This is a genomic window from Escherichia sp. WS1118, assembly GCF_046487695.1.
In the GTDB taxonomy this organism is placed as follows: Bacteria; Pseudomonadota; Gammaproteobacteria; order Enterobacterales; family Enterobacteriaceae; genus Escherichia; species Escherichia coli.
In genome coordinates, this window is sequence record NZ_JBJQIZ010000002.1 from 118,245 (window position 1) to 141,827 (window position 23,583).

Here is a 23,583-nt window from a genome sequence, read left to right on the forward strand (position 1 = left end):
CATCACGCGGTAGACATTTTATTTTTTCCCGACGACGGGAGCCGCCTGATACCCGCCGCCCAGCGATTTCATCAACTGAATGCTTTGGATCACCCGGCGGCTGTCCAGCATCAGTAATGACATCTCTTCGGCAAGCACTGGCAACCGGGCTTCGGTGGCCTGTAAGCGGCTGGTTAAGCCGCGCTGATAGGCGGCCTCGGCTGCGCGCTGGGTGAAGCGCGTTGCTTCTACGCGTTCAGCCTGCATCTCTCGCTCGTCGTTGAGCGTTTGCAGACGTGTGCCGTTGACGGCAACGTCACGCACCGCGTTCAGTACTGACTGGTTGTAACGTTCAATCATCATGTTGCTGGCGGCGCGAGTGCCTTCGAGATTGGCATTCAACCGTCCACCGTCAAACAGCGGCAATTTCAGACCCGGGATGAAGTTGAACTGGCGACTGGTTTTTTTGAATAAGGTATCCAGGTGGATGGAGTCCAGACCGAAAAACGCTTTGATATCAAAGCTCGGGTAGAACAGCGCCCGCGCGGAATCCACCTGGTCTAATGACGCCTGAACATACCAGCGCATGGCTTGCAGATCCGGGCGTCTGGCGAGCAACTCATAAGAGAGCGTTGCCGGAATGCCGGTCTGTACTCGTGGTAATGCCACCGGTTTGATCTCCGGCATATCGCTGGCTCCCGCGCCAATCAATGCACGCAGAGATTCTCGCGTTTCAGTGATTTGCCCTTTGACGGCAGCAATTTGTTTATCGACCGCCAGAATCTGTGCCCGCGCGCCGTGGAAAGGCACTTGCGCTTCCAGACCGTGCGCCACTTTACTCTGGTGCGCTTTCACCGCGTAATCAATCACATCGCGAGTTTGTTCTAACAGATCGAGCATCTGATAGCTGGCCTGCATACTGTAATAAAGCTGCGCTACGCCCGTGGTCAGCGATAGCTCTACTGCTGCGGTTTCTGCCAGCGCGGCATTATGCGCGCCAATGGCGGCAGCAACCGCTGAGCGATGCACACCCCACAAATCGAGATCCAGTCCGGCAAACAAACCGACTGTGGCTTCCGTATAGTACGGCCCGTCCATACCCAGTGCTGGCGCATCCATCGCATAAGGGCTTAAAAAGCCGTTCGCCGAGACGCGTTGGCGGTTGAGCATCCCTAACGCTGCGACCTGTAATTGTGAACCGGCATCTAACAAATCGGCCTGGGACTGCGCTTTTTCTTCCCGCAGTTTCGCTTCGGCGAGGGGGTGTGAACCACTTAGCGTCCGTTGGATCAGCGCATCCAGCTGCGGGTCGTTAAATTGTTTCCACCACTGCGCCTGCGGCCAGCCGGAGCTGGCAAGATGAATATCATCGGCCAGTTTGATTTGTTCCGGTTTGAGCTGTTGATGAGGCGCAGAATCCTTACGAACCAGGGCACAGCCGGAAATCAGCGTCGTGCTGCCGAGAATGCTGCACAACAGCAGGCGTGAAAGTTGACGATTGATCATTGCGTGGCTCCTTGTGCCTGTTCCGTGGCGGGCGTTAATGCCGGGGCTGTCCAGTCTGGCAAGCGGGCGAAAAGCTGGCAGACGTGTTGCTCCTGTTTTAATAAGGTCGGCAGGATGGCCTGCGAGGCGGGTGTTTCTTCAAGCGTTATTTGAGGAGAATGACTGAGTGCGGTAGCCACACCGGCGGCGTATTTCTCCAGGGCATCGGCAAACTGACCTGCTCTGTCCGGCTGTAGTGCGTTATCCAGCGCCTGCGCCGAGTTCCAGGTGGCATCCCAGGCGTGAAGAATATCGCGGCCCTGACGAATAACCGTTTGCGAACGTTCAATCAGTAATGCGCGTTCTTCGCTGTCCAGTTGACGCTCCAGCACCACGCGTTGGCACATCTCTTCACAGGCATTAAACGCCGCATGCAGACCTATGCGAATGTGCAGATAAGTGCGCAGAGCCGTGACTTCCTGCTGGCGTGGGATCCGCATTACTTTACTCAACATACCCAGCGCGCCAGCCAGTTTTTGCGGCAGCGTGCGCGCTTCGCTTTCAGGCCAGACAAAGGTGTAAATCACCGCCGACACCACGGTACCAATGATGATACCCAGAGCGCGATCGCGAATTTCCACCAGGTCGTACACCGGGCCAAAAACGTTTTCGAGCGTGGCGAGCGCGAAGGTGACCACCATCTGTGTGCCGATATAAGAAGAGCGTTCAGAGCTGGTGGCAATCCATGCGCCCAACAGGAAAATCGGTGCCAGCACAAACAGCAATTCGACAATATTGTCCAGCCAGGGCATGACCATTAGCGTGAATAACAGCGCCAGAATCGCGCCGCAAAAGGCCCCGCCAAAACGCAGCACCATCTTCTGGTACGACGAACCGACATTTGGATTAGCGACGATCACGCAGGTCAGCATACAGGTGTGAATGCCTTCCCAGTCCACGCCGCTGTAGAAGGTGTAACAGATCAAACAGGCGAGCAGCGTTTTTACCGCGTAGCGCATATAGTCTGGATTGGTAAAAGCATCGGCGACCATTGATGGCGGTTTGGCTGCGGGCGTTGGCGGCGTATTCGGGTCCATCTGACCAAGCTGTAACAGCGTCTGGCAGATATTCTCCAGGTTACATTCCCGTGCCGTCATCGCTTCACTTTCACTGATCCGCCAGTCGCTTTGCCAGCACTGACCTTCGGTAATGGAATGCTGCAGCTTGTTGATTTCTGAAGCTAATTTTTGTCGGAATTCAATAATTGCCTGAGAATCAGCAAAAGAGGTGGGATCGTAGCGATTCAGTGTCGAGTAAATGTAGGTTACCGTTGCCACGCAGCTTTGCCACCATGCGCTCTGGGTTCGCCAGTTGGCATCGTCCGCGAGGCAAAAGACATTGAGTTTTTGCAGCGCCAGCGCCTCTCTTTCAATCCGCGTTTCGGGTAGCGGTGCGAGGCTGTCCGTCAGGTGGCTAATGGCATCATCAAGCCGATCATTAAGCGCCTGATGCATCTGCGTAATGGCACGACTGGGAAACCACAGCACGCCGATTAACGTCATCAGCAAGGTTGGATAGAGGCCAACAACGATACACCACAGCGTTAAGCGCACGACCGCTTCCGGATAGTCGAGCATAGCGGGGAAGGTTTGCCCGTAAATAGCGACAATGGCGACGGCGAAAAAGACCAGTCCCAGCCGATGGGTGCGCATCAAAAACATGCAGCCCATCAGGATCGGCCCGGCGATGATCAATCGGATCAACGGTTCGCCATATGACCATTTGTAGATCAAAAACAGGCTGCCGATCTCCAGCACCGTGGCAACCACAAACAAGATCGCGACAAATTTGGTGTAAAACGCGTTCGACTGAATACCGTAAAACAGCACTGCCAGTGATAACGCCACAAAAGGGATCTCAAAAGTCATCGAGATCAGAATCACCAGCAGGCAACCTACCCAGAGTTGCATCGTCTGTGGCACGCGCCCTGGTCGCCGCTCGCTTAACTCTTCATGAAAGAACGTCAGCAGCCTGACCACCGGTAATGGCAGGGAGTTGAGCGCGCTCATTATTGCGGCTCAAGATTAGCGACTGCCGAAGCGCCGATGCGGAACATTTCCGGGTCAGGTTTATCGACCATGATTTTGACCGGAAAACGCTGGGCAACGCGGACCCAGTTAATAGACCGTGACACTTTCGGCAGGCCGCCCAGCACCAGGCCGCCGTCATCCGGTAGCACGCCGTAGCCAATCGAATCCACTTTACCCTCGAAGGTTTTGCCGCTGTCGCTCATCAGGCGAATGGTTGCGAGTGTACCCGAGCGAATATTTTTCAGGTCAGTTTCGCGGAAGTTGGCAATCACGTACCAGTGACGAGTGTCGATTAGAGTGAAAATAGGGCGCATCGCAGATGCAAACTGCCCGACGGAGGTTTTGAGGGAAATGACCCGGCCATCAAACGGCGCGCGAACGGTCGCCATTTCCAGATGCAGTTTCGTCAACGCAATATCCGCTTCGACTGCCGCACGTTGCGCCACCAGCGCATCCACGCCGCTGACGGAGCTGGCGGCTGACTGCGCCTGCAACAATACGGCATTAAGGTCCGCTTCTGCCGCACGCTGTGCGGTTCTTGCACGGTCAACCTCTTCCGCAGAAACAAAACCTTCTCGCAGTAGCGGTTCGGTACGGCGTAACGTATCGCTGGCTTGTTTCGCGGCGGCACGGGCTTTTTCTACCGTGGCATTAACCGAGTCGGCACCAAACTGTTGTGCGTCAACGCTACGCTGGGTGAGCATAATTTGCTTATCCAGCGCCGCGAGGGAGGCTTCAGCTTTCGCCAGATTGGCTTCGTACGGGCGCGGGTCAATGCGGAACAGCAAATCGCCCTGTTTCACCGCCTGGTTGTCGGTGACCGCCAGTTCTACAATGCGACCGCTGACTTCCGGCACCACATCAATGGTATCTGCTGACGCGTAAGCGTCATTAGTTGATGGCGCACTGTCTACGCGCCAGATAACGAAAACAAGGGCAACCAGCGCCAACGCAACCACTAACAGAGCAGGGAATTTACTGCGAGGAGCTTTTTTCGGCGTACTTTCCATGAGCGCGTCTCAAATAGATTAGAAAAATGCCAGCCAGAACAGCATGGCGTAGAGAGCAAAAAGGGCGGTATAAATAATTCCGACAAATGCCAGATTGATATTTGTCCGCTGAATAATTCGCCTCGTGATGAGCGTCAAAATAAGGCTGGCAATAGCGCAGAAAAACCAGCCGGGATAATAAGCGCCGATCACCGGGATCGCCGGAGATAATGAGCATCCCGATACCATGAAAACGGGAATTATCCACGCTGTTTTTTTGAGTTGCATCGCCATGCGAGAGAGAACTGTTGGCATATTAAATACATCCTGTCTGCTGCGAACAATATCTGTAGTGAATATCAATATCCATTGAAGGCGTCAGTATGGCTATTTTCTCGATGAATAAAAATAGCTTTATTCAGCCACCGCATTCATAACTTATATATTTTATTTATTAATTGGCTGTATATATTTTTAAAGTAAATGCTTTTGGCGGCTTCAGTGCCCCCAAAAGCGAGTGACATTAATTTGGGGTTACGATATTCACCCACAAATCGAAATTATCCAGACAGGCGATAATTTCTTCCAGTTTCGCGCCATTGCCAATAATTTTGGCTTTCTTCGCTTTTACCAGATCGGCCATTTTTGCCTGTCCGGTCAGCACGGCGTGCAGATCTTCACGGCTGATGTAGAAAGAGGCGTCAGCTTGCGGTTGCAGTGTTTTACGGTAGTTAAGCACGCTATCGTTCAGCGTCAGGTTGAGGTTATCGCCGTTGCTCATATTGAAGTTCAGGCTGATATTTTTACCCGCGGCTTTCACGCTATCGAGGCGAACGGACATAAAGTCGAACAGCATTTCGACCGACATCCCGCGAATGGTGTCCGGGGAACCGGTGGTGCCGTGGCTGAACTTATGCACCCCTTCGCGCAGCTCTTTCGCGCCGGTCAGGTAGAAACCGCGCCATGTGGCGGACTCGGCCTGATAGCCCAGCTGTTCAAAGTTATTCGCTTGCAGATTCTTCGCGACCTGGTCACCCGGGTTGGCGGCAATCACCTGTTTCAGCAGTTCTGCCGACCAGCGATAATCACCTTGCTTGTTCGCTTCTTGCGCCAGGTTGATGATGCGGGCAGAACCGCCCAGCGCCTGCACGTAACGTTTACCCATCTCCACCTGACCATACGGATGCAGGTTAGCCGGGTTACCGTCGTAATAGCCAAGATAGAAGTTATATACCGCGCGGGCGTTGTGGCTGACAGAACCGTAATAGCCGCGGCTGGCCCAGTTATTGGCAAGCGCAGGCGGCAGCTTAATCATGTCGCCGATTTCATTCATGGTGTAGCCCTGGTTCGCCAGGTGCAGGGGCTGGTCGTGAATGTACTTGATAGTATCGCGATATTTACCAATATAATCATTGATATGTTTATTGCCCCAGACCGGCCAGGTGTGCGGCATAAACAGTACTTCCGCGTCGTTACCCCACATATCCAACGTTTCGTTCAGATACTCGGTCCACTTGCTGGTGTCGCGGGTTTTCGCGCCGCGCAGGGTGTAGAAGTTGTGCAGGGTATGCGTGGCGTTCTCCGCGGTACACAGGGCTTTCAGGGCCGGAATATAGAAGTGCATTTCGGCTGGCGCTTCGCTACCTGGGGTCATCAGGAAGTCAAACTCCAGGCCGTCGATAATCATCTTCTCGCCAGTTCTGACGATAGTTTTAGTCGGTGCAATAATGCTCGGGTCGCCCGTTGCCAGCGTCACGCCAAGGCCATTACCCACATTGCCTTGCGCGTTGTGCGGCAGTAACAGACCGTAAGAGTAGAGCGCACGGCGGCTCATGATGTTACCCGCCAGCACGTTTTCGCTGATGGCTTCGTCCATAAAGCCAGCCGGAGCAATCACCTGAACTTTGCCGGATTTAACATCGGCTTCAGAGATAATACCTTTCACGCCGCCATAGTGATCGGCGTGGCTGTGAGTGTAGATAACGGCAACAATCGGTTTTTGCGGACGATGCTGGAAGTAAAGGTCAAGTGCGGCTTTTGCGGCAGGTGGCGTCACCAGTGGATCAATAACAATAATGCCTTTCTCGCCCTCAACGAACGTAATGTTAGAGATATCCTGGCCGCGCACCTGATACATTTTATCGGTGACTTTGAACAGGCCTGAAATGCCGTTGATCTGCGACTGACGCCACAGGCTGGGGTTTACGGTTTCCGGCGCAGCGGCATTAATATCAAATTTGTAATCATTCGCGCGGTAGTAAATTTTACCGTTCGCATCACGCAGAATACCTTCATCCAGCAGCGGAGCGATAAATCCACGCTGAGCATCGTCAAAATCCTGGCGATCGCTAAACGGTAATGATTTGGCGTAATTCTGATTAACCTGTTGGGTATATTGAGTGGCGGCTTTCGCTTCATCTGTTGCGTAAGCGGTATTTATCATCATGCCGCTGGCGGCAGTGAACGCAATAACAATCCTGCTCAAACGGAATAACCGAGAGTTATTCATATAAATCTCCATTTATCATTTATGTCGTAAATATGTAATCCATGCAAAATACGTCATTTAAAGCTGGCGTTATCATAATTCTGAAATTGCGACTTTAATAAGTGGAAGTGTGAGCGGAACGAGCCATTTTATTAGGCATTTGTGCTGAAGAGGGAAAATTACAGTAGAACTATTATTGCTGGGAATAATATGGGCTGTTTTATGTAATTATTATATATATTGTACCTGTCGTTGGCACAGCGGGACATTGCGCTACTGTGCCAACGCTTTACTCATGGGACTTTAGCACAGGACTGTGGCAAAAAACGTTGATGCGCCAATATTGCTGCACCCTGAGCGCCATTAAAGTCAGAAGATGAGGCGGCAATAAAGCGCACAACCTGATACGGCAGTGGACGGCGCAGGTACTTTTGGGTCATGGCAATGAGAGTCTCGCGTGGGAAGGCGGGCATATCCATCACGCCACCACCCAGAATCACCGCATCGGGATCGAACAGATTAATGCTGGTGGCAATGGCTCGTGCCGCGTTTTCAAGCAGACTCTGGACGAAAGGGGCGTTTTCCGCATGGACGAAAAGATCGCTCAATGGGTAATTTCGGGGCTGTTGTTCGTACCAGCGTCTTAGCGCCATTCCAGAGCAATTGGTTTCCAGGCACCCAGGATTACCACACGCGCAGTGTTGGGTCATATCTCCCAGGGGGATATGGCCCAGTTCGCCTGCCACACCGTGTGCACCCGTCCACGGCGCACCGTTCATCCACACTGCGAACCCCATCCCCGTACCGAGATAGGCTGCCAGAACCAGTTGTTGCGTAAGGCGATTTTCTACTACGTCCCAGGAGAGTTGCAGGTTAACGTCGCGGGAAAACTCAACCGGACAATTCAGCGTATTTTCGAGCTTATCGGCGAGATCATATAAATCTGCCGCTGTTAACGGCAGGTTAGGCGTAGAAATAATGGTGCGTTTATCTTTACTGACCAGCGCCGGAAATCCCATCACCAGACCATGACAGCGAGCGTTAAAGCGCCTGAGTTGCTCGTCAATCATTTCGCCGATACCCGACACCAGGTCGGGAGCAATAACTTCTGCGGTCCGCTTTTTTTCGCAGTGTAGCGTTTCACCTTCTGCTGTCCGCAGACAAAAGCGGATATGCGTTGCCCCCATATCCACGCCCGCTACGACGTTATGCTGTTTTTGCATGAGGCTGTACCTCGCTTTTTGCAGCCAGAATCTGCGCGGTCATAATTCTCCATGCTTCGTCGATATTTTCCGCATGATTAAACAGGCCGGAAGTGCCGACGATAAAGACATCCGCCCCTGCCGCCATTAGTTTTTCGTAAGTTGCCTGGTTGCAGGAACCGTCCACCTCAATTTCGTACTCCAGACCTTCTCGTTCACGCCATGCCTTCAGTTCGGCAACTTTATCCAGCATTTCAGGAATGAAGGGTTGTCCGGCAAAACCGGGATCGACAGTCATGACCGTAATTTTATCAGCCTTATGGATATAGTATTTCATGGCCTCAACCGGCGTTTCCGGATTAAGAATCAGCCCCACTTTCATGCCATGACGGCGGATTTCATCAATCAGGCGGAATGCCTGACCGTTGATAGTTTCCGGATGCAAAGTGATGAAATCAGCTCCCGCACGTGCCAGTTGAGCAATGTAATCCTGCGGACGCGTTACCATCAGATGGCAGTCGAGCGGTTTACTCGCCAGTTTTTTTACCTGGCTTACGAAGAACGGTGAGAGCGTCAGATTCGGCACAAAGTGGCCGTCCATGATATCGATGTGAAAGTAATCGGCATGGCTGTCGATAAATTCGATCTGTTCTTTAAATTTCAGCAGATCCATACACATTAACGAGGGGGAGATTTTCATGTTCAATTCCTTACTTACTGATAAGACGGTCAAGGGCGACAGCCGCGATAATTAATCCGCCCATCACCACCAGTTGGTAATAGGTTTGTACCTGCAAAATATTCAGACCGTTGTTGATGGTGCCGATGATCAACCCGCCAATCACCACAGAGAAAATGCGCCCCTTGCCGCCGAAGAAACTGGTGCCGCCAATGATGGCGCTGGCAATGGCATAGGTTTCAAAACCCATACCGGCAAGCGGTTCTGCGGCACCGAGTCGTGCAGTTGAGACGACGCCTGCCAGACCTGCACAAACACCGGAGATGATAAACACCACCAGGATGTGGAATTTCACGTCAATCCCGGAATAGAACGCCGAGTTTTTGTTGCCGCCCAGTGCGTAGATGTTGCGTCCGAGCCGCATACGCGTTGTCAGAAACCAAAGGATGAGCGCGACAATTAGCGAGAAGATAACGGGGACAGGTATCCCAATTACGCTGGCGGCAAAGAAGTTCACGAAGTCAAATGAGAAGCCGTATACCGAGTTGGCATCGGAGATCACCAGCGTGATCCCACGGAAAATAGCGTTGGTGCCAAGGGTGATAATGAACGGGTGTAGTCCCGTCCAGTTGACCAGGCAGCCGTTGATCGCCCCCAGTGCGCCGCCAACCAGTACACCGCCAATTAGCGCCGCGAGAAACGGATCAATACCTGCCAACATCAGTTTAGCGGTCACCATACCGGAAAGCGCCAGAATCGCGCCAACCGAAAGGTCGATACCGGCGACCAGGATAGCGAAGAATTCCCCCATGCCGATCAGTACCGTCACGGAGCTTTGCACAAAAATCTGGGTAATATTATTGGTGGTCAGAAAATATTCTGACGACAGCGAACCAAAAATGGCGACGATGATCGCCAGGATAAAAAAGGTGCCGTATTTATCCCAGAACAGCGCAAAGTTGAACGGTTTCTTCTCGCTCGCTTCGCTTTTTACTCGTGTGGTAAAGCCCATGCCATAATCTCCTCTTCGCTCATGTCATCGCGATTGGTCAGGATTTGCGTCAGTCGTCCTTCGCAGAACACGGCGATGCGGTCGCAGACGGTGATAATTTCAGGTAGTTCAGATGACACCATCAGGATGACTTTTCCGTCGTCCGCCAGTTGGCGCATCACTTTGTAAATTTCGGCTTTCGCGCCAACATCGATGCCACGGGTAGGTTCATCGAAAATGATCACTTCCGGGCGACAGCACAGCCATTTGGAGATCAGGACTTTCTGCTGGTTACCGCCGGAGAGTTCAGTGATGTTCTGGTTTACCGAATGACATTTCAGCGCCAGCAGTTCGCGTTGATTTTCAGCGGTACGTTGCTCGTCAACTTCATGAAACAACCCCATCGCGCCTTTATAGCCGCCGTCTTTCAGACTGCGGCTGATAGCCATGTTCTGAGCGATAGAAAAGTTGGGGAAAAAGCCGTTATCCCGGCGGCTTTCAGTGATGTAAGCCATCCCTTTTTTCACGGCATCCAGGGGAGAACGTGGAGAGATATCTTTGCCATTAAGACGGATTTCTCCGCCAGCGCGTTTATCAACGCCAAACAGGCAGTTCATCAGTTCAGTACGTCCGGAACCGACCAGTCCGGCAAAGCCTAATATTTCTCCCCGGCAGACGCTAAATGAGATATCCCGGACCTTTTTTCTGTCACGGCTGGTGACGTTGCGCACCTCAAAAACCGTATCGTGCGCAAGGTTGCTGACATTCTCCTTCATCGCGTTAAAACGGTTTTGCAATTCGCGGCCTACCATCAGACGGACGATATCGTCATTTGACACATCGCTCACCATGCCGCTGCAAACGCTGCTGCCGTCTTTCATCACCGTATAGCGGTCGCAAATACGGCGAATTTCCGCCAATTTATGCGAGATATAGACGATGGCCGTACCCTCCTTACGCAACTGATTCATGATCAGAAACAGATAGTCCACCTCTTTATTGGTGAGTGAGGAGGTGGGTTCATCCATGATGATGACTTTGGCATCGAGCATCAGCGTTTTGGCAATTTCCAGCATCTGCTTGTGGCTGATAGATAAATTCGCCACTTTCTCATCTAAATCAACTTTCAAGCCCACGCGTAATAACATCATTGCGGCGCGGACACGCATTTCTCGCCAGTCGATAATATTGACACCGCAGATTTTTTTCGTCAGATGACGACCAATATATAAATTTTCCAGTACGGTTAATTCATCAATAACGCTGAGTTCCTGATAAATAATCCCGATACCGAGTTGTGCCGCTAATTTATGATCCAGTTTGTTATAGTTAATGTTATTAATGGTAATGGTGCCTTTGGTCGGCTCATGTATCCCGGATAACACTTTCATTAGCGTAGATTTACCCGCACCATTTTCTCCTAGTAATGCATGTATTTCACCAGGATAAACCGTTAAATTAACCGACTTTAATGCGTGAACCGGACCAAAGGACTTGCCGATCCCCGCCATCGATATATATGGCGTGGCCATAAATAACCTCTCTGCACGAAATATCGTATTATTGCCTGATGGCTACGTTTATCAGGTCTACGTTCAGGTTATTTTGTTGGCCGGATAAGACACTTCATTAGCATCATCATCCGGCATCATTCAGTTTTATTGAGTGACCAGGATTGAATCGACCAGTTTAAATTCCGGTGCTTTATCCAGCGGGATAACCTTGCCGGATTTCTCAGCGTCAACCATCAGCTTCAGACCCGTTGCACCGATATCCGCCGGGTTCTGGGCAACCGTCGCGGTCATTTGTCCGGCTTCCACCATTTTGCGGGCTTCCGGAATGCCATCTGTACCGACGACCAACACTTTGCCCGTTTTTCCAGCGTTTGCGACTGCCTGAGCAACACCCATTGCCATCGTGTCATTCGCGCAATAGATCGCTTTAATATTCGGATTACGTTGCAACACGTTAGTGGCGACATCCAGTGCTTTAATACGGTCCCAGTCGGCAGGCTGGCTGGCGACAAGCTTGATCTGGCTTGCTTTTTTGAAGGCTTCGGTGGCACCATTACGACGCGCTTCACCGGAGGCGTTACCGGCTTTACCCTCAATGATTGCGACTTCACCCCCTTCGGCACCCAGCTTGTCAATAATGAATGACGCGCCTTTCGCCCCGACGGCAACATTATCGGTGGTGACAAAACCTTCCACATTACCGCCTGCTTTTTTCAGATTATCCATGTCGATTTTTTCATCGAGATTGACCAGATAAATGCCTTTTTTCCATGCGCGGGCAACAGGCATGACCAGGTTCACTGAGGATAATGGTGCGAAGGCGATACCTTTGTAATTTTTATTACTGAGATCTTCAAATAACTGCAATTGAGATTGAAAATCGCCTTCTGAAGGAGAGGCAAAAATATCAACGCTGACGCCCAGCGTTTTTGCTTCATCTTCAATGCCTTTTTTCATATCTACCCAAAATGGATTGGAGAGTGTTTTCAATACGACGGCATATTCGGCGGCAGCAAAAGCGCTGGTTGACAACATTAAGCCCACGAGTGTGCCGCTGAAATATTTCAGATATTTATTCATAATCATGTTCTCACGGTAAGGGGAGAGGTAACTCCGCGATGGCGGAATTACCTTTTTCTTATTTCAGCGCGCCTGGTGAGAAGAAATCAACAATTGCGCCGGTTTTTTGCATATTAATATTAGCTTGTTCAATGTTGAGCTGGGCGACAGAGACAAAAAACGCGTCCAGCAAAGTCAGTTGTAATATTCTTGCCGAGGCATTACGACCTAATAACGGTGTTTCCGGGGCCGGTGAGCAAATAATATAATCGGCCAGCTTCGCTATTGGTGAATGATAGCTATGCGTTATACAAATAATCTTTGCCCCGTTCTTTTTTGCCAGTTCTACAGCCGCTTTTACATCACTGGTTCGCCCGGAATGAGTCACCACCAGCACCACATCTCCTTCCTGTAACAACGAAGCAGACATCATCATGATGTGAGCGTCCGGATAGGCCTGGCAGCGTACGCCAATGCGCAAAAACTTGTGCTGTACATCAGCACAGATAGCATTTGATCCTCCGGCACCGTACAAATCCCGCTGTCTGGCCTGATAGAAAAAGCGGGCGGCACGGTGGATCTCATCAACGTTGACGATCGACTGACCTTCCATAATGGTGCGTAAAGTGATGTTAAATACCTTATTCACCACATCCTGCGGCGCTTCATCAAAAGCCAACTCGGAAGGCAATACTTGTTCTGACTGAGAAAAATAATCTTCCAGCGCACTGCGTAAGTTACGAAAGCCGCTAAACCCCAGCAGCTTTGATACCTTAACGATCATCGCTTCAGATACCGCCAGAGCTTCTGCGACATCTTTAATTGCGGGTGCACAACTCAGGTTACCGGGTTTGAGTAACCACTCCACGATGCGGCTTTCGTTTTCTGTCATTCCTTCCTGCTTCATTCGCAGGTAAGGCGCTAACCCGATACCGTTCGGAAGCGCTGAATCAAACTCTGACTGGCTCATCACGTTCTCTTGTCCTTGAATTGAAGACGCCACTATATCACCACAGCAAGAACAGAAAAGATGCTGGCAACTTCACAAAAAAATAAAATTTATAAAGTTTGTTTTGTTGTGAATAATGGAGAGTGGCTTAAAATTTCATTTCATTTAATCACTTTAAAAACATGATGTTATTTGTTTTCCTGGTTTATTAGATGATAGATGTTGCTGGATAGTGAGTGTCTTTAACGCTATTGCGCTGCCAGATGTAACTCTGTAAAACAGATCGGGAAGGCGGATTTCATCGATTTTGGATGTTTTTAATTCATTTGCATCACAAATGTTTTTTGATTGTGAAGTTTTGCGCGGGCGGGGAAGATGAATGAAAAAGATTGCATTTGGCTGTGATCATGTCGGTTTCATTTTAAAACATGAAATAGTGGCACATTTAGTTGAGCGTGGCGTTGAAGTGATTGATAAAGGAACCTGGTCGTCAGAGCGTACTGATTATCCGCATTACGCCAGTCAAGTCGCACTGGCAGTTGCTGGCGGAGAGGCTGATGGCGGGATTTTGATTTGTGGCACTGGCGTCGGTATTTCGATAGCGGCGAACAAGTTTGCCGGAATTCGCGCGGTCGTTTGTAGCGAACCTTATTCCGCGCAACTTTCGCGGCAGCATAACGACACCAACGTGCTGGCTTTTGGTTCACGAGTGGTTGGCCTCGAACTGGCAAAAATGATTGTCGATGCGTGGCTGGGCGCACAGTACGAAGGCGGTCGTCATCAACAACGCGTGGAGGCGATTACGGCAATAGAGCAGCGGAGAAATTGAGATTCATCCACTACTTGCATGGATGAGTAATGACTAATGTGGATAGAGTTTCTTTTTGAGGTTGGCTAATGAAACGCTTTCCGCTATTTCTTTTATTCACCCTGCTCACGCTGTCCACCGTTCCGGCCCAGGCCGATATTATCGACGACACCATTGGCAATATTCAGCAGGCGATTAACGACGCTTATAACCCTGACCGTGGGCGAGACTATGAAGATTCGCGCGACGACGGCTGGCAGCGTGAAGTGAGCGACGATCGGCGCAGACAATATGATGACCGCCGCCGCCAGTTTGAAGATCGCCGCAGGCAGCTGGACGATCGCCAGCGCCAGCTTGATCAGGAGCGTCGGCAACTGGAAGATGAAGAGCGGAGAATGGAAGATGAGTATGGGCGTTGAGGTAGGGGCCGGCGCGGGTATTTTCCCTCACTCCACCTCAATCTCCATCCCATCAAACCCCGCCTCAAACCCCGATGGTAGCGCGTTTTCCATCAGCCACGCATCAAACTGATGGCTGATATGGGTCAGAATAACCCGCGGCGAGCGGATAACCTGATTCAGCGCAAGCACGGTATTTAAATCACAGTGATTACGCGGTGCATCCTCGCGCGGCGGGTGGCTGCAATCAATCACCATTACCTGCGGCTGATTATTGCGTAAAAATTTCAGCGTTTTTTCCGGCAGGCCTGCGGTGTCAGATAGCCACGCCACCCGGCTGTGTGCCGTTTCCAGCAGATAACCGAAGGTCAGTTTTGAGTGGTTGAGCGGCAGAGGCGTGACCTGTAACCCCTGTAAATCAAACACCACAAACGGTTCCATCGTGTGGCTGAAATCAAGCAGGCCCGGATGTTTAAACAGATCGTCGCAGCCCTGTTCATCCGGCGGGCCGTAGACCGGGATCTGATCGCCCACGCCCCAGCGCAGCGGAAACAGCCCCTGGACGTGATCCATATGATAATGCGTCAGCAAAAACTGCTGGAACGATCCTGGCGACCAGCGATCGGCGAGATCGTGCAGCCCGGCGTCGATCAGGGTGATTGCGTCGTTAAACTTTACTACGCCGCTGCATGGCTGGCGGCGATACTGCGGCGAGCGTCGTGCTCTGGCGCAGGCCGCGCACTCGCAGCCCCATGCCGGAACGCCCTGTGCGCCGCCGGTGCCGGTGAGCGTGAGGGTCAAGCTCATATTACAGCGCCTTGGTGAAGCGGAAGTGGCTCTGCTCGTAGCCTTCACGCAGGTAAAAACGGTGTGCGTCGTGGCGCTTCACGTTGGTGGAAAGCTCGGTCATTTCGGCCCCGGCCTGGCGGGCTTCTTCTTCTGCCCATGCCAGTAATTTACTGCCGACGTTCAGACCGCGCGCCTGCGGCATCACCACCAGTTCCTGAATTTCGCCGATCCAGTTGACATGATGCAGATGAAACTGCAAATGCAGGCCGATCATGCCGACAACCTCGCCATCCAACAGCGCCAGATGGTAGCGCATATTCGGGTCACGCAGGTTGGCGTTAAAGCCCACGCGAAACGCCTGGTGGTCAAACTCCGCTTGTTTTAGCTCACAAATCAGCGCGTAAACCGCGTCGGTGTCGTACTGCGTTGCCGGGCGAAGTTCACAAGCAGACATGGTGTTTCTCCTTCTGATGAATCAGCGACAGCAGCGTGTCGACCGACTGGCGCAGGCTGCCGTCATTATTGAGTGTATGGCAATCCTGAGGAGTATAGCGGGCGGCGCGCGCCAGCCGGGCATTAATTTCACTGGCGTTTTCGCGGCCACGGTTTTCCAGGCGCTGGCGCAGGATCTCCGGCGAAACCTGTAAACAGATGGGCAGCAGCGCCGATTGATAACGCGCCCGCGCCTGCGGCAGGTGGGCGCGTGAGCCGTTAACCACGACGTCGAATCCGGCGTGCAGCCAGAGGTCGATCTCAATGCCGACACCGTAATACAAACCATTAGCATGCCAGCTCAAGGCCAACAGATTTTGCCCCGCGCGGGTAAAAAACTCCCGCTCGCTTAAGGCGATATGATTTTCACTTCCGGCGCTGGCATCACGCGTGATGTAGCGATGCGCTACCAGTAGCTGGGTTTGTTCCCGCTGGCGGAGTTCCGCCAGCAGGCTGTCTTTCCCGGAGCCGGACGGACCCATTAACCAAATCAGTTTTCCCGTCATCAGAACACCCTTTTACCCTGACGCCAGACGTGGTCAATATGAATGTGATTGCCCTTGCGATGCGCCAGCACCAGGTCGGCGCGTTTGCCCTCGCCAATCACCCCGCGATCCTGAAGATTCAGTGCCTGGGCCGGGTTTTTGGTCACCAGCCTCACCGCCTGCGGCAGCGTAAAGCGGTTGCTCTGGTCATCGGCCACGCGAAACGCCGCATCCAGCAGGCTGGCGGGGTAGTAGTCGGAAGAGAGGATATCCAGCAGGCCAAGCTGCGCCAGTTCACTGGCCGCCACGTTGCCGGAGTGCGAACCGCCGCGCACGATATTCGGCGCGCCCATCAGTACGTTCATGCCGTGCTTGCGCGAGGCTTCTGCCGCTTCGAATGTGGTAGGAAATTCGGCGATCACGCTGCCAAGCTGATGGGATTGGGCTACGTGGGCGTGCGTGGCGTCATCGTGGCTGGCGAGCGCAATGTGTCGCGCGCGGCACATTGCGGCGATGGATTCGCGATTCGGCTGTGACCAGCGTGCGGCGAGCGCCAGTTGCTCCTCTTCGTACTGTTGCATCTGCGCATCGGTGAGCGAGTATTTGCCCTGATAATATTCACGATATTTTTCGCGGTTGGCGAACTGGCGCTGGCCCGGTGAGTGATCCATCAGCGACACCAGCGTTACCGGTTCGCGCTGTACCAGTTTTTCAAACAGCGGCAGCGTGGTGTGATGCGGCAGTTCGCAGCGTAGGTGCAGACGGTGCTCGGCACGGTTGACGCCGCGTTTCTGCGTCTCTTCGATGGCGTTGATCATCTTCTCCAGATTCTCCAGCCGATCGCCGCCGTCGCGTACATCACCAATCGCCACGGCGTCCAGCACGGTGGTGATGCCGCTCGCCACCATCAGCGCGTCGTGGCTGCTCATCGCCGAGTGGGCAGGCCAGTCAACTTTCGGGCGCGGGGTGAAGAATTTATCCAGATTATCGGTATGCAGCTCAATCAGCCCCGGTAGCAGCCAGCCGCCTTCGCCGTCCATTGCTTCTGACAGGTGACTCTGGCTTTCGGCAAAGGCGCGGATTTCGCCGTCCTGCATCTCCAGAGAACCGTGTACCACCTCGTTTTCCAGCACCAGTTTGACGTTATTGATAATCATGAAGAGACTCCCATTGGGTGCAGGCGGTCGGCGACTTGCTCGCGCACGGTTTCGTCATGGAAGATACCGACGATGGCCGCGCCGCGGGCTTTGGCTTCGCGGATCAGTTCCACTACGGCGGCGCTGTTTTTAGCGTCCAGCGAGGCGGTAGGTTCGTCGAGCAGCAGAATGGGGTAGTCGACGATAAAGCCACGGGCGATGTTGACACGCTGCTGTTCGCCGCCGGAAAAGGTTGATGGCGCAAGGTGCCACAGGCGTTCAGGCACGTTCAGGCGCGTCAGTAATCGGGCGGCTTTAGCGGCGCAGGCTTCACGCGGTACGCCGGTATTGAGCAGCGGCTGCATCACCACTTCCAGTGCCGAAATACGAGGGATGACGCGAAGAAACTGGCTTACCCAGCCGACAGTGGTTTTGCGGATCTCCACCACTTTGCGCGCTGGCGCGGTGACCAGGTCGACCCATTCATCACCGTGTTTGATCTGGATTTGCCCTTCGTCGGGTAGATAGTTGGCATACAGCGAGCGTAGCAGAGTTGATTTTCCACTGCCGGAATGGCCGTGGAGTACCACGCATTCGCCGGCGTTGACGGTGAGTGAGGCGCCTTGTAATACAGGCAGGCGCACGCCGTTTTGCTGGTGCAGGATGAAGGTTTTACTGACGTTTTGTACGTTAATCATTTTTAGCCTCGTGGTTCGGGTGTCGGATGCGACGCTGATGCGTCTTATCCGACCTACGGGGAGCGCATTTGTAGGCCGGATAAGGCGTTTACGCCGCATCCGGCATCAGCTCAATTCTGCAAAACCGATGACACCAGCAACTGGGTATACGGATGGTGCGGGTCGTCGAGCACGCGGTCGGTTAACCCACTCTCCACCACTTTCCCTTGCTTCATTACCAGCAAACGGTCCGCCAGCAGACGGGCGACGCCTAAATCGTGGGTGACAATCACTACCGCCAGGTTAAGCTCCATCACCAGACCGCGGAGCAGGTCCAGCAGGCGCGCCTGTACCGACACATCCAGCCCGCCAGTGGGTTCATCCATAAACACCAGCTTCGGATGCGTCACCAGGTTGCGGGCAATCTGCAAACGTTGCTGCATGCCGCCGGAAAAGGTGGTCGGCAGGTCGTCGATCCGGTTGGCGGGAATCTCCACCTCTTCCAGCCATTTCTGCGCGGTGGCGCGAATATCGCCGTAATGACGCGCTCCGGTTGCCATCAACCGTTCGCCGATATTGCCGCCTGCCGACACCTGGCGGCGCAGGCCGTCAAGCGGATGCTGATGCACCACACCCCATTCGGTGCGCAGCAGGCGACGGCGGTCGGCCTCGCTCATCGCGTACAGCGAACGGTTCTCGTAGCGAATTTCCCCTTGCTGTGGTGTCAGGCGGGCGGAAATTGATTTCAGTAGCGTGGTCTTCCCGGAACCGGACTCCCCAACAATGCCCAGAACTTCTCCCGGCCATAAATCAAAAGAGACATCGCTGAAGCCTTTGCCCGGGGCATAAAGGTGGGTCAGGTTATTGACCGAAAGTAACGGTTGATTCATTGGCTTTTGGCCTCGCTCTGTTGGCGGCAATAATCGGTATCGGAGCAGACAAACATGCGGTTTCCGGCGTCATCCAGCACCACTTCATCAAGATAGCTGTGGGTCGATCCGCAGATGGCGCATGGTTCATCCCACTGCTGGACGGTGAACGGATGATCATCGAAATCGAGGCTTTCCACGCGGGTAAACGGTGGCACGGCATAGATGCGCTTCTCGCGCCCCGCGCCAAACAGTTGCAGGGCGGGCATCATGTCCATTTTCGGGTTATCGAATTTCGGGATCGGCGACGGGTCCATTACGTAGCGCCCGTTCACCTTCACCGGATAGGCGTAGGTGGTGGCGATATGACCGAAGCGGGCGATATCTTCATACAGTTTCACCTGCATCACGCCGTACTCCTCCAGCGCGTGCATGGTGCGCGTTTCCGTCTCTCGCGGCTCAATAAAGCGCAGCGGTTCGGGGATCGGCACCTGGAAGATAACTATCTGATCTTCGGTCAGCGGCGTTTCGGGTATGCGGTGACGCGTCTGGATAAGTGTCGCATCGTCCGTGCGCTCGGTGGTGTTCACCCCAGTCACGCGCTTAAAGAAGTTACGAATCGACACGGCGTTGGTGGTGTCGTCTGCGCCCTGGTCAATCACCTTCAACACGTCGCTTTCGCCAATCACGCTGGCGGTGAGCTGAATGCCGCCGGTTCCCCAGCCGTAGGGCATCGGCATCTCGCGTCCGCCAAACGGCACCTGATAACCGGGGATTGCCACCGCTTTTAAGATAGCGCGGCGGATCATGCGTTTGGTCTGCTCGTCGAGGTAAGCAAAGTTGTAGCCGCTCAGATTAGCCATGGTTCTGCTCCTGTTGCAGACGTTTGAGTAGCTCCAGTTCGGCCTGGAAATCGACGTAGTGCGGGAGTTTGAGATGCGAAACAAAGCCTGCGGCTTCGACGTTGTCGGCATGGGCCAGCACGAACTCTTCATCCTGTGCCGGACCTGTTGCGTGCTCGCCGTATTCCGGTGCCTGCAACGCACGGTCAACCAGCGCCATCGCCATTGCTTTGCGCTCGCTCATGCCGAACACCAGCCCATAGCCGCGTGTAAAATGCGGTGGTTCATCCGGCGGGTCGATAAAACCGTTGACCATTTCACACTCGGTCATCAACAATTCGCCGACGTTCACCGCAAATCCCAGCTCTTCCGGCACAATAAATATATCGATATAGCCACTGCGAATTTCGCCTGCGAACGGGTGATTGCGCCCGTAACCGCGTTGGGTGGAGTAGGCCAGCGCCAACAAATAGCCTTCGTCACCGCGCATTAATTGTTGTAGACGGGAAGAACGCGAACAGGGATAAACCGGCGGCGTGCGGGTGATGTCGTCCGGTTGTGCGCCGCTATCTTCTTCAAACTTCGCCAGCCCCTGACGCGCCAGCAGGCTGAAGACGTGTGGCGACGGTTGCTGTTCGCTGTCAGCGGTGGTCAGCGTTGGCGTTTCGCCGTTTGCCAGCAGGGTGAAATCGAGCAGGCGATGGGTGTAGTCGTAGGTGGGGCCAAGCAGTTGGCCGCCGGGAATGTCTTTATAAATTGCTGAAATACGCCGTTCGAGACGCATCCCGGTGGTGTCGAGCGGCTCACTGACCGCCAGCTTCGCCAGCGTGGTGCGGTAGGCGCGCAACAGAAAAATCGCTTCGACGTTATCGCCGCTGGCCTGTTTCAGCGCCAGCGCGGCCAGCTCGCGGTCGGCAATACCGCCTTCGGTCATCACGCGATCTACCGCGAGGTTAAGCTGCTGTTCAATCTGGGCGACGCTCAGTTCAGGCAAATCAGTATCGCCCCGGCGTCGGCTCTCTTGCAGGGCGTGGGCGGCGTCGATCGCCTTTTCGCCCCCTTTCACGGCAACGTACATCAGCACACCTCCACATGAGTGGTTCGCGGAATAGCCAGCAGGCGCTCGCCGCAGGTCAGGATCAGGTCGATGCCGAGCGGGAACGGGTGCGGGCGCTCGGTAAGTTCATGAAGAATGCACTTTGGCAGTTGCGGGGCGATCATCCGTTCTTCGGCAATACCTGCGCCGGTGAGGCGCAGCATGCGCCCGCCGCTCAGGCTGACGACCTGTAAAATCAGCGTCGCGCCCGCTTCCGGCGCAACAGCGGTGCCGGTGGAAAGGGCGTTGAGCTGCTCGCTGGAGATCGCCTCATCTGTTACCGCGAAGGTCGCCTGTTTCGGCTGATTAACCAGCGGCGCGTTGGTATGAAAACGCAGGCTCTGATTGACGATATCGTTGCTCAATGGCGCGGCAAGCCACACCGGCGTGTCGTTATCGGCCAGCGTCAGCAGCACGCTGGTGGTGGCGATATTCAGCGGCTGCCAGCCGCGCTTGAGCTGATGCAGGGCGACAATCACGCCCGGCTCGCTCATGGCCTTTAACAGGCGACGAAAACTGTGCTGGGCATCCTGCACGGGAAGCATAAAAGCGGTTTCCAGGGTCATGCGTTGTCTCCGCGAACCATCGTAAAGAAGTCGACCCGGCTGGCGTTCACTTCGGCCTGACGCGCGGCAATGCGTGCCATACGGTCAGCGTCCAGCGGGGTAATAAGGGTTTCTGATAAGTTTTGAAAGTGGCGGTTTTGCTGCATCAGCGCATCAATCAGCGCACAACGTTCGGCGTGCTGTTTGTCGCGCCCCAGCACCCAGCTATAGCCGAGCGTGCCGTCAGTCAGACGCACGGCGGCGCGGGTGAGCGTGGCGTCGCCAGCAAAAAAGCGTTCGCCGGTGCCGCCCATTCGCGCCTGAATCTGCACCAGGCCAGTTTCAGCGGCGCGGATCACCTCATAATCGGCGTTGATGTTCAGCGCGTTCAGGCGGGCTGCCAGTTCAGCCGGTTGGCTGTGCGCCAGCACGGACATCCAGTGCTGGCGGGTCGCGGTATCTGCGTGCATTCAGTGCTCCATAGTGAATTCAATCATGTCGGCGCGCGTCAGGCTGACGGAGTACTCCGCCGGGCTGCTTTCACCGTCACGGTGGTTAAGGGTGCGCACGCACAGCAGCGGCGACAGATTCGGGATTTCAAGACGCTGGCACTCTTTGGCTTGGGCGCGGCGGGCGCTGATCCGCGTCTGGCTGCGTCGTAGCGTAATCCCCGTTTGCTCGCGCAGAAAATCGTGCAGCGAACCGCTGTCGAAACGTTGCAGCGTCGGCCAGAGGGTGAGGTCCGCAAAGTAGTGGTCGATTAAACAGAGCGCGACGCCGTTGACCCGACGCAGGGTGCGCAGGTGGATGACGTTCTCCCCCTCGGTTATCCCCAGCGCGTCAGCGACGTGACCGGAGGCGGGGCGCAGCACCGATAGCAATTTTTCGCTGGTGGGATGGCTGCCCTGGTCCAGCAGGTTCTGGCTAAAACGCGCCTGGGCGTTGAGCGGGTAATCGAACGGGCGCATCAGCACCAGTACGCCGACGCCCTGACGGCGCTGTACCCAGCCTTTTTCCACCAGTTGGTCGATGGCGCGGCGCAGGGTGTGGCGGTTCACCTCAAAGCGCGCCGCCAGTTGCTGCTCGGCGGGAAGATAGTCGCCGCAGCGGTAGTGTTGACGAAGCTCCTGCTCAAGTTTTGCGGCTATCTCCTGATAGCGTGTTGGGTAGCTGGTCGGATGTGTAGACAAGAGCATAGATATCAATGCCTCGCTAATCAGATAAAGTGCTTACGCAACCGTTGAGAGAGGAAATCCAGCAGGCTGACCGTGACGATAATCAGCACCATCAGGGCGCAGGTTTGCTGGAACTGGAAACCGCGAATCGCTTCCCACAGCGTGACGCCGATCCCGCCCGCGCCAACCATACCGACGACGGTCGCCGAGCGGACGTTGGATTCGAAGCGATAGAGGGAGTAGGAAATCAGCAGCGGCATGACCTGCGGTAGTACGCCGTAGAGGATCTCTTCCAGCTTGTTGGCTCCGGTAGCGCGAATGCCCTCCACCGGGCCGGGTTCAATCGCTTCTACCGCTTCGGAAAGCAGTTTGGAAAGTACGCCGGTGGTGTGGATAAACAGCGCCAGCACGCCAGCGAACGGGCCGAGACCGACGGCGACCACGAACAGCATGGCGAAGACCATTTCGTTAATGGCGCGGCAGGCGTCCATCAGGCGGCGTACAGGTTGGTAGACCCACCACGGTACCAGGTTTTCAGCGCTCATCAGGCCGAAGGGGATGGAGAGAACCACCGCCAACGCGGTGCCCCAGACGGCGATTTGCAGCGTGACGGCCATTTCGGTGAGGTAATCCTGCCACTGGCTGAAATCGGGCGGGAAGAAGTCGGCGGCGAACGTCGCCATGTTGCCGCCATCTTTAATCAGCGTAAGCGGGGCCATTTCCGCGCCCTGCCACGAGACGACCAGCACGGCGATAACAACGGCCCAGCTCAGAAGCGAGAACCAGCTGCGCTTGGGTGGGGCGATGGTGATGGTTTGCATGTTTGGCTCCGGTCTGTAGGCCGGA

General features: G+C 54.2%; 25 protein-coding genes. 2 read left to right on the plus strand and 23 right to left on the minus strand.

The window, feature by feature from the left end; translation table 11 throughout:
- Positions 1 to 18: 18 nt before the first annotated feature.
- The 11 genes from mdtP to alsR form a co-directional block, all read right to left on the minus strand.
- Positions 19 to 1,485 carry a multidrug efflux transporter outer membrane subunit MdtP gene (mdtP, locus tag ACJHYO_RS03965; protein WP_085455649.1) on the minus strand — a complete coding sequence of 489 codons (1,467 nt, stop codon included), beginning with the start codon at positions 1,483 to 1,485 and terminating at the stop codon, positions 19 to 21.
- A complete protein-coding gene (gene mdtO, locus ACJHYO_RS03970) occupies positions 1,482 to 3,533 on the minus strand; it encodes a multidrug efflux transporter permease subunit MdtO (protein ID WP_085455650.1) in 2,052 nt (683 codons plus the stop codon). The genes mdtP and mdtO overlap by 4 nt, the downstream gene beginning before the upstream one ends.
- Complete coding sequence (gene mdtN / locus ACJHYO_RS03975) at positions 3,533 to 4,564, minus strand: multidrug efflux transporter periplasmic adaptor subunit MdtN (protein WP_000446369.1); 1,032 nt, start codon at positions 4,562 to 4,564, stop codon at positions 3,533 to 3,535. The genes mdtO and mdtN overlap by 1 nt, the downstream gene beginning before the upstream one ends.
- An 18-nt stretch (positions 4,565 to 4,582) precedes the next feature.
- On the minus strand, positions 4,583 to 4,858 hold the full coding sequence (locus ACJHYO_RS03980; protein WP_001317551.1) for a YtcA family lipoprotein: 276 nt from the start codon (positions 4,856 to 4,858) through the stop codon (positions 4,583 to 4,585).
- Positions 4,859 to 5,066: 208 nt separating this feature from the next.
- Positions 5,067 to 7,052 (minus strand): alkyl sulfatase YjcS, encoded by a 1,986-nt coding sequence (yjcS, locus tag ACJHYO_RS03985; RefSeq protein ID WP_410232409.1) that lies wholly within the window; start codon positions 7,050 to 7,052, stop codon positions 5,067 to 5,069.
- 272 nt (positions 7,053 to 7,324) lie between these two features.
- Complete coding sequence (gene alsK, locus ACJHYO_RS03990) at positions 7,325 to 8,254, minus strand: allose kinase (protein ID WP_001171673.1); 930 nt, start codon at positions 8,252 to 8,254, stop codon at positions 7,325 to 7,327.
- The gene (gene alsE, locus ACJHYO_RS03995; protein ID WP_001314355.1) at positions 8,238 to 8,933 is read right to left on the minus strand and encodes a D-allulose-6-phosphate 3-epimerase; all 696 of its coding nucleotides are present in this window, start codon (positions 8,931 to 8,933) and stop codon (positions 8,238 to 8,240) included. The genes alsK and alsE overlap by 17 nt, the downstream gene beginning before the upstream one ends.
- A 10-nt stretch (positions 8,934 to 8,943) precedes the next feature.
- A complete protein-coding gene (gene alsC, locus ACJHYO_RS04000; protein WP_000507111.1) occupies positions 8,944 to 9,924 on the minus strand; it encodes a D-allose ABC transporter permease in 981 nt (326 codons plus the stop codon).
- Positions 9,903 to 11,435: a D-allose ABC transporter ATP-binding protein AlsA gene (gene alsA, locus ACJHYO_RS04005; RefSeq protein ID WP_021516676.1), complete on the minus strand. Its 1,533-nt coding sequence runs from the start codon at positions 11,433 to 11,435 to the stop codon at positions 9,903 to 9,905. Before alsA ends, alsC begins: the two co-directional genes overlap by 22 nt.
- A gap of 126 nt (positions 11,436 to 11,561) precedes the next feature.
- Positions 11,562 to 12,497 carry a D-allose transporter substrate-binding protein gene (gene alsB, locus ACJHYO_RS04010; protein WP_001361478.1) on the minus strand — a complete coding sequence of 312 codons (936 nt, stop codon included), beginning with the start codon at positions 12,495 to 12,497 and terminating at the stop codon, positions 11,562 to 11,564.
- Positions 12,498 to 12,555: 58 nt separating this feature from the next.
- Positions 12,556 to 13,446, minus strand: a complete 891-nt coding sequence (alsR, locus tag ACJHYO_RS04015) for a D-allose utilization transcriptional regulator AlsR (protein ID WP_000083216.1) — start codon at positions 13,444 to 13,446, stop codon at positions 12,556 to 12,558.
- Between the two features lie 358 nt (positions 13,447 to 13,804).
- Between alsR and rpiB the strand changes: the two genes are divergently transcribed.
- Positions 13,805 to 14,254 carry a bifunctional allose-6-phosphate isomerase/ribose-5-phosphate isomerase RpiB gene (gene rpiB, locus ACJHYO_RS04020; protein WP_000716792.1) on the plus strand — a complete coding sequence of 150 codons (450 nt, stop codon included), beginning with the start codon at positions 13,805 to 13,807 and terminating at the stop codon, positions 14,252 to 14,254.
- 68 nt (positions 14,255 to 14,322) lie between these two features.
- Positions 14,323 to 14,652, plus strand: coding sequence for a DDRRRQL repeat protein YjdP (yjdP, locus tag ACJHYO_RS04025; RefSeq protein WP_000819746.1), 330 nt, complete (start codon positions 14,323 to 14,325; stop codon positions 14,650 to 14,652).
- 27 nt (positions 14,653 to 14,679) lie between these two features.
- Here the strand turns inward: yjdP and phnP are convergent, their stop codons facing one another.
- The 12 genes from phnP to phnE all read right to left on the minus strand — a co-directional run bounded on the left by phnP (position 14,680) and on the right by phnE (position 23,558).
- A complete protein-coding gene (phnP, locus tag ACJHYO_RS04030; RefSeq protein ID WP_021516677.1) occupies positions 14,680 to 15,438 on the minus strand; it encodes a phosphonate metabolism protein PhnP in 759 nt (252 codons plus the stop codon).
- A gap of 1 nt (position 15,439) precedes the next feature.
- Positions 15,440 to 15,874, minus strand: a complete 435-nt coding sequence (gene phnO / locus ACJHYO_RS04035) for an aminoalkylphosphonate N-acetyltransferase (protein WP_085455652.1) — start codon at positions 15,872 to 15,874, stop codon at positions 15,440 to 15,442.
- Positions 15,861 to 16,418 carry a ribose 1,5-bisphosphokinase gene (gene phnN / locus ACJHYO_RS04040; protein WP_085455653.1) on the minus strand — a complete coding sequence of 186 codons (558 nt, stop codon included), beginning with the start codon at positions 16,416 to 16,418 and terminating at the stop codon, positions 15,861 to 15,863. The genes phnO and phnN overlap by 14 nt, the downstream gene beginning before the upstream one ends.
- Positions 16,418 to 17,554 carry an alpha-D-ribose 1-methylphosphonate 5-triphosphate diphosphatase gene (gene phnM / locus ACJHYO_RS04045; protein ID WP_000586261.1) on the minus strand — a complete coding sequence of 379 codons (1,137 nt, stop codon included), beginning with the start codon at positions 17,552 to 17,554 and terminating at the stop codon, positions 16,418 to 16,420. The genes phnN and phnM overlap by 1 nt, the downstream gene beginning before the upstream one ends.
- On the minus strand, positions 17,551 to 18,231 hold the full coding sequence (phnL, locus tag ACJHYO_RS04050) for a phosphonate C-P lyase system protein PhnL (RefSeq protein WP_000611415.1): 681 nt from the start codon (positions 18,229 to 18,231) through the stop codon (positions 17,551 to 17,553). The genes phnM and phnL overlap by 4 nt, the downstream gene beginning before the upstream one ends.
- A 110-nt stretch (positions 18,232 to 18,341) precedes the next feature.
- Complete coding sequence (phnK, locus tag ACJHYO_RS04055; RefSeq protein ID WP_001075531.1) at positions 18,342 to 19,100, minus strand: phosphonate C-P lyase system protein PhnK; 759 nt, start codon at positions 19,098 to 19,100, stop codon at positions 18,342 to 18,344.
- On the minus strand, positions 19,097 to 19,942 hold the full coding sequence (phnJ, locus tag ACJHYO_RS04060; protein WP_000002299.1) for an alpha-D-ribose 1-methylphosphonate 5-phosphate C-P-lyase PhnJ: 846 nt from the start codon (positions 19,940 to 19,942) through the stop codon (positions 19,097 to 19,099). Before phnJ ends, phnK begins: the two co-directional genes overlap by 4 nt.
- Entirely contained in the window at positions 19,935 to 20,999 is a 1,065-nt protein-coding gene (gene phnI, locus ACJHYO_RS04065; protein WP_001296656.1) for an alpha-D-ribose 1-methylphosphonate 5-triphosphate synthase subunit PhnI, read from the minus strand. The genes phnJ and phnI overlap by 8 nt, the downstream gene beginning before the upstream one ends.
- Positions 20,999 to 21,583 (minus strand): phosphonate C-P lyase system protein PhnH, encoded by a 585-nt coding sequence (gene phnH, locus ACJHYO_RS04070; protein WP_021513923.1) that lies wholly within the window; start codon positions 21,581 to 21,583, stop codon positions 20,999 to 21,001. The genes phnI and phnH overlap by 1 nt, the downstream gene beginning before the upstream one ends.
- Entirely contained in the window at positions 21,580 to 22,032 is a 453-nt protein-coding gene (gene phnG, locus ACJHYO_RS04075; protein ID WP_000542780.1) for a phosphonate C-P lyase system protein PhnG, read from the minus strand. Before phnG ends, phnH begins: the two co-directional genes overlap by 4 nt.
- On the minus strand, positions 22,033 to 22,758 hold the full coding sequence (phnF, locus tag ACJHYO_RS04080; protein ID WP_085455654.1) for a phosphonate metabolism transcriptional regulator PhnF: 726 nt from the start codon (positions 22,756 to 22,758) through the stop codon (positions 22,033 to 22,035).
- 20 nt (positions 22,759 to 22,778) lie between these two features.
- Positions 22,779 to 23,558 (minus strand): phosphonate ABC transporter, permease protein PhnE, encoded by a 780-nt coding sequence (gene phnE, locus ACJHYO_RS04085; RefSeq protein ID WP_001296658.1) that lies wholly within the window; start codon positions 23,556 to 23,558, stop codon positions 22,779 to 22,781.
- Positions 23,559 to 23,583 lie beyond the last annotated feature (25 nt).

Bases quoted from the DNA above. Each gene is read 5' to 3' on its own strand.
- mdtO (WP_085455650.1), bottom strand. From the start codon at position 3,533: ATGAGCGCGCTCAACTCCCTGCCATTACCGGTGGTCAGGCTGCTGACG.
- alsK (WP_001171673.1), bottom strand. From the start codon at position 8,254: ATGCAAAAACAGCATAACGTCGTAGCGGGCGTGGATATGGGGGCAACG.
- alsR (WP_000083216.1), bottom strand. From the start codon at position 13,446: ATGAGCCAGTCAGAGTTTGATTCAGCGCTTCCGAACGGTATCGGGTTA.
- phnF (WP_085455654.1), bottom strand. From the start codon at position 22,758: ATGCTCTTGTCTACACATCCGACCAGCTACCCAACACGCTATCAGGAG.
- mdtN (WP_000446369.1), bottom strand. From the start codon at position 4,564: ATGGAAAGTACGCCGAAAAAAGCTCCTCGCAGTAAATTCCCTGCTCTG.
- yjdP (WP_000819746.1), top strand. From the start codon at position 14,323: ATGAAACGCTTTCCGCTATTTCTTTTATTCACCCTGCTCACGCTGTCC.
- alsB (WP_001361478.1), bottom strand. From the start codon at position 12,497: ATGAATAAATATCTGAAATATTTCAGCGGCACACTCGTGGGCTTAATG.
- yjcS (WP_410232409.1), bottom strand. From the start codon at position 7,052: ATGAATAACTCTCGGTTATTCCGTTTGAGCAGGATTGTTATTGCGTTC.
- ACJHYO_RS03980 (WP_001317551.1), bottom strand. From the start codon at position 4,858: ATGCCAACAGTTCTCTCTCGCATGGCGATGCAACTCAAAAAAACAGCG.
- phnJ (WP_000002299.1), bottom strand. From the start codon at position 19,942: ATGGCTAATCTGAGCGGCTACAACTTTGCTTACCTCGACGAGCAGACC.
- phnK (WP_001075531.1), bottom strand. From the start codon at position 19,100: ATGAATCAACCGTTACTTTCGGTCAATAACCTGACCCACCTTTATGCC.
- alsE (WP_001314355.1), bottom strand. From the start codon at position 8,933: ATGAAAATCTCCCCCTCGTTAATGTGTATGGATCTGCTGAAATTTAAA.
- rpiB (WP_000716792.1), top strand. From the start codon at position 13,805: ATGAAAAAGATTGCATTTGGCTGTGATCATGTCGGTTTCATTTTAAAA.
- phnH (WP_021513923.1), bottom strand. From the start codon at position 21,583: ATGACCCTGGAAACCGCTTTTATGCTTCCCGTGCAGGATGCCCAGCAC.
- phnP (WP_021516677.1), bottom strand. From the start codon at position 15,438: ATGAGCTTGACCCTCACGCTCACCGGCACCGGCGGCGCACAGGGCGTT.
- phnE (WP_001296658.1), bottom strand. From the start codon at position 23,558: ATGCAAACCATCACCATCGCCCCACCCAAGCGCAGCTGGTTCTCGCTT.
- phnN (WP_085455653.1), bottom strand. From the start codon at position 16,418: ATGACGGGAAAACTGATTTGGTTAATGGGTCCGTCCGGCTCCGGGAAA.
- phnG (WP_000542780.1), bottom strand. From the start codon at position 22,032: ATGCACGCAGATACCGCGACCCGCCAGCACTGGATGTCCGTGCTGGCG.
- mdtP (WP_085455649.1), bottom strand. From the start codon at position 1,485: ATGATCAATCGTCAACTTTCACGCCTGCTGTTGTGCAGCATTCTCGGC.
- phnM (WP_000586261.1), bottom strand. From the start codon at position 17,554: ATGATTATCAATAACGTCAAACTGGTGCTGGAAAACGAGGTGGTACAC.
- phnO (WP_085455652.1), bottom strand. From the start codon at position 15,874: ATGTCTGCTTGTGAACTTCGCCCGGCAACGCAGTACGACACCGACGCG.
- alsA (WP_021516676.1), bottom strand. From the start codon at position 11,435: ATGGCCACGCCATATATATCGATGGCGGGGATCGGCAAGTCCTTTGGT.
- phnL (WP_000611415.1), bottom strand. From the start codon at position 18,231: ATGATTAACGTACAAAACGTCAGTAAAACCTTCATCCTGCACCAGCAA.
- phnI (WP_001296656.1), bottom strand. From the start codon at position 20,999: ATGTACGTTGCCGTGAAAGGGGGCGAAAAGGCGATCGACGCCGCCCAC.
- alsC (WP_000507111.1), bottom strand. From the start codon at position 9,924: ATGGGCTTTACCACACGAGTAAAAAGCGAAGCGAGCGAGAAGAAACCG.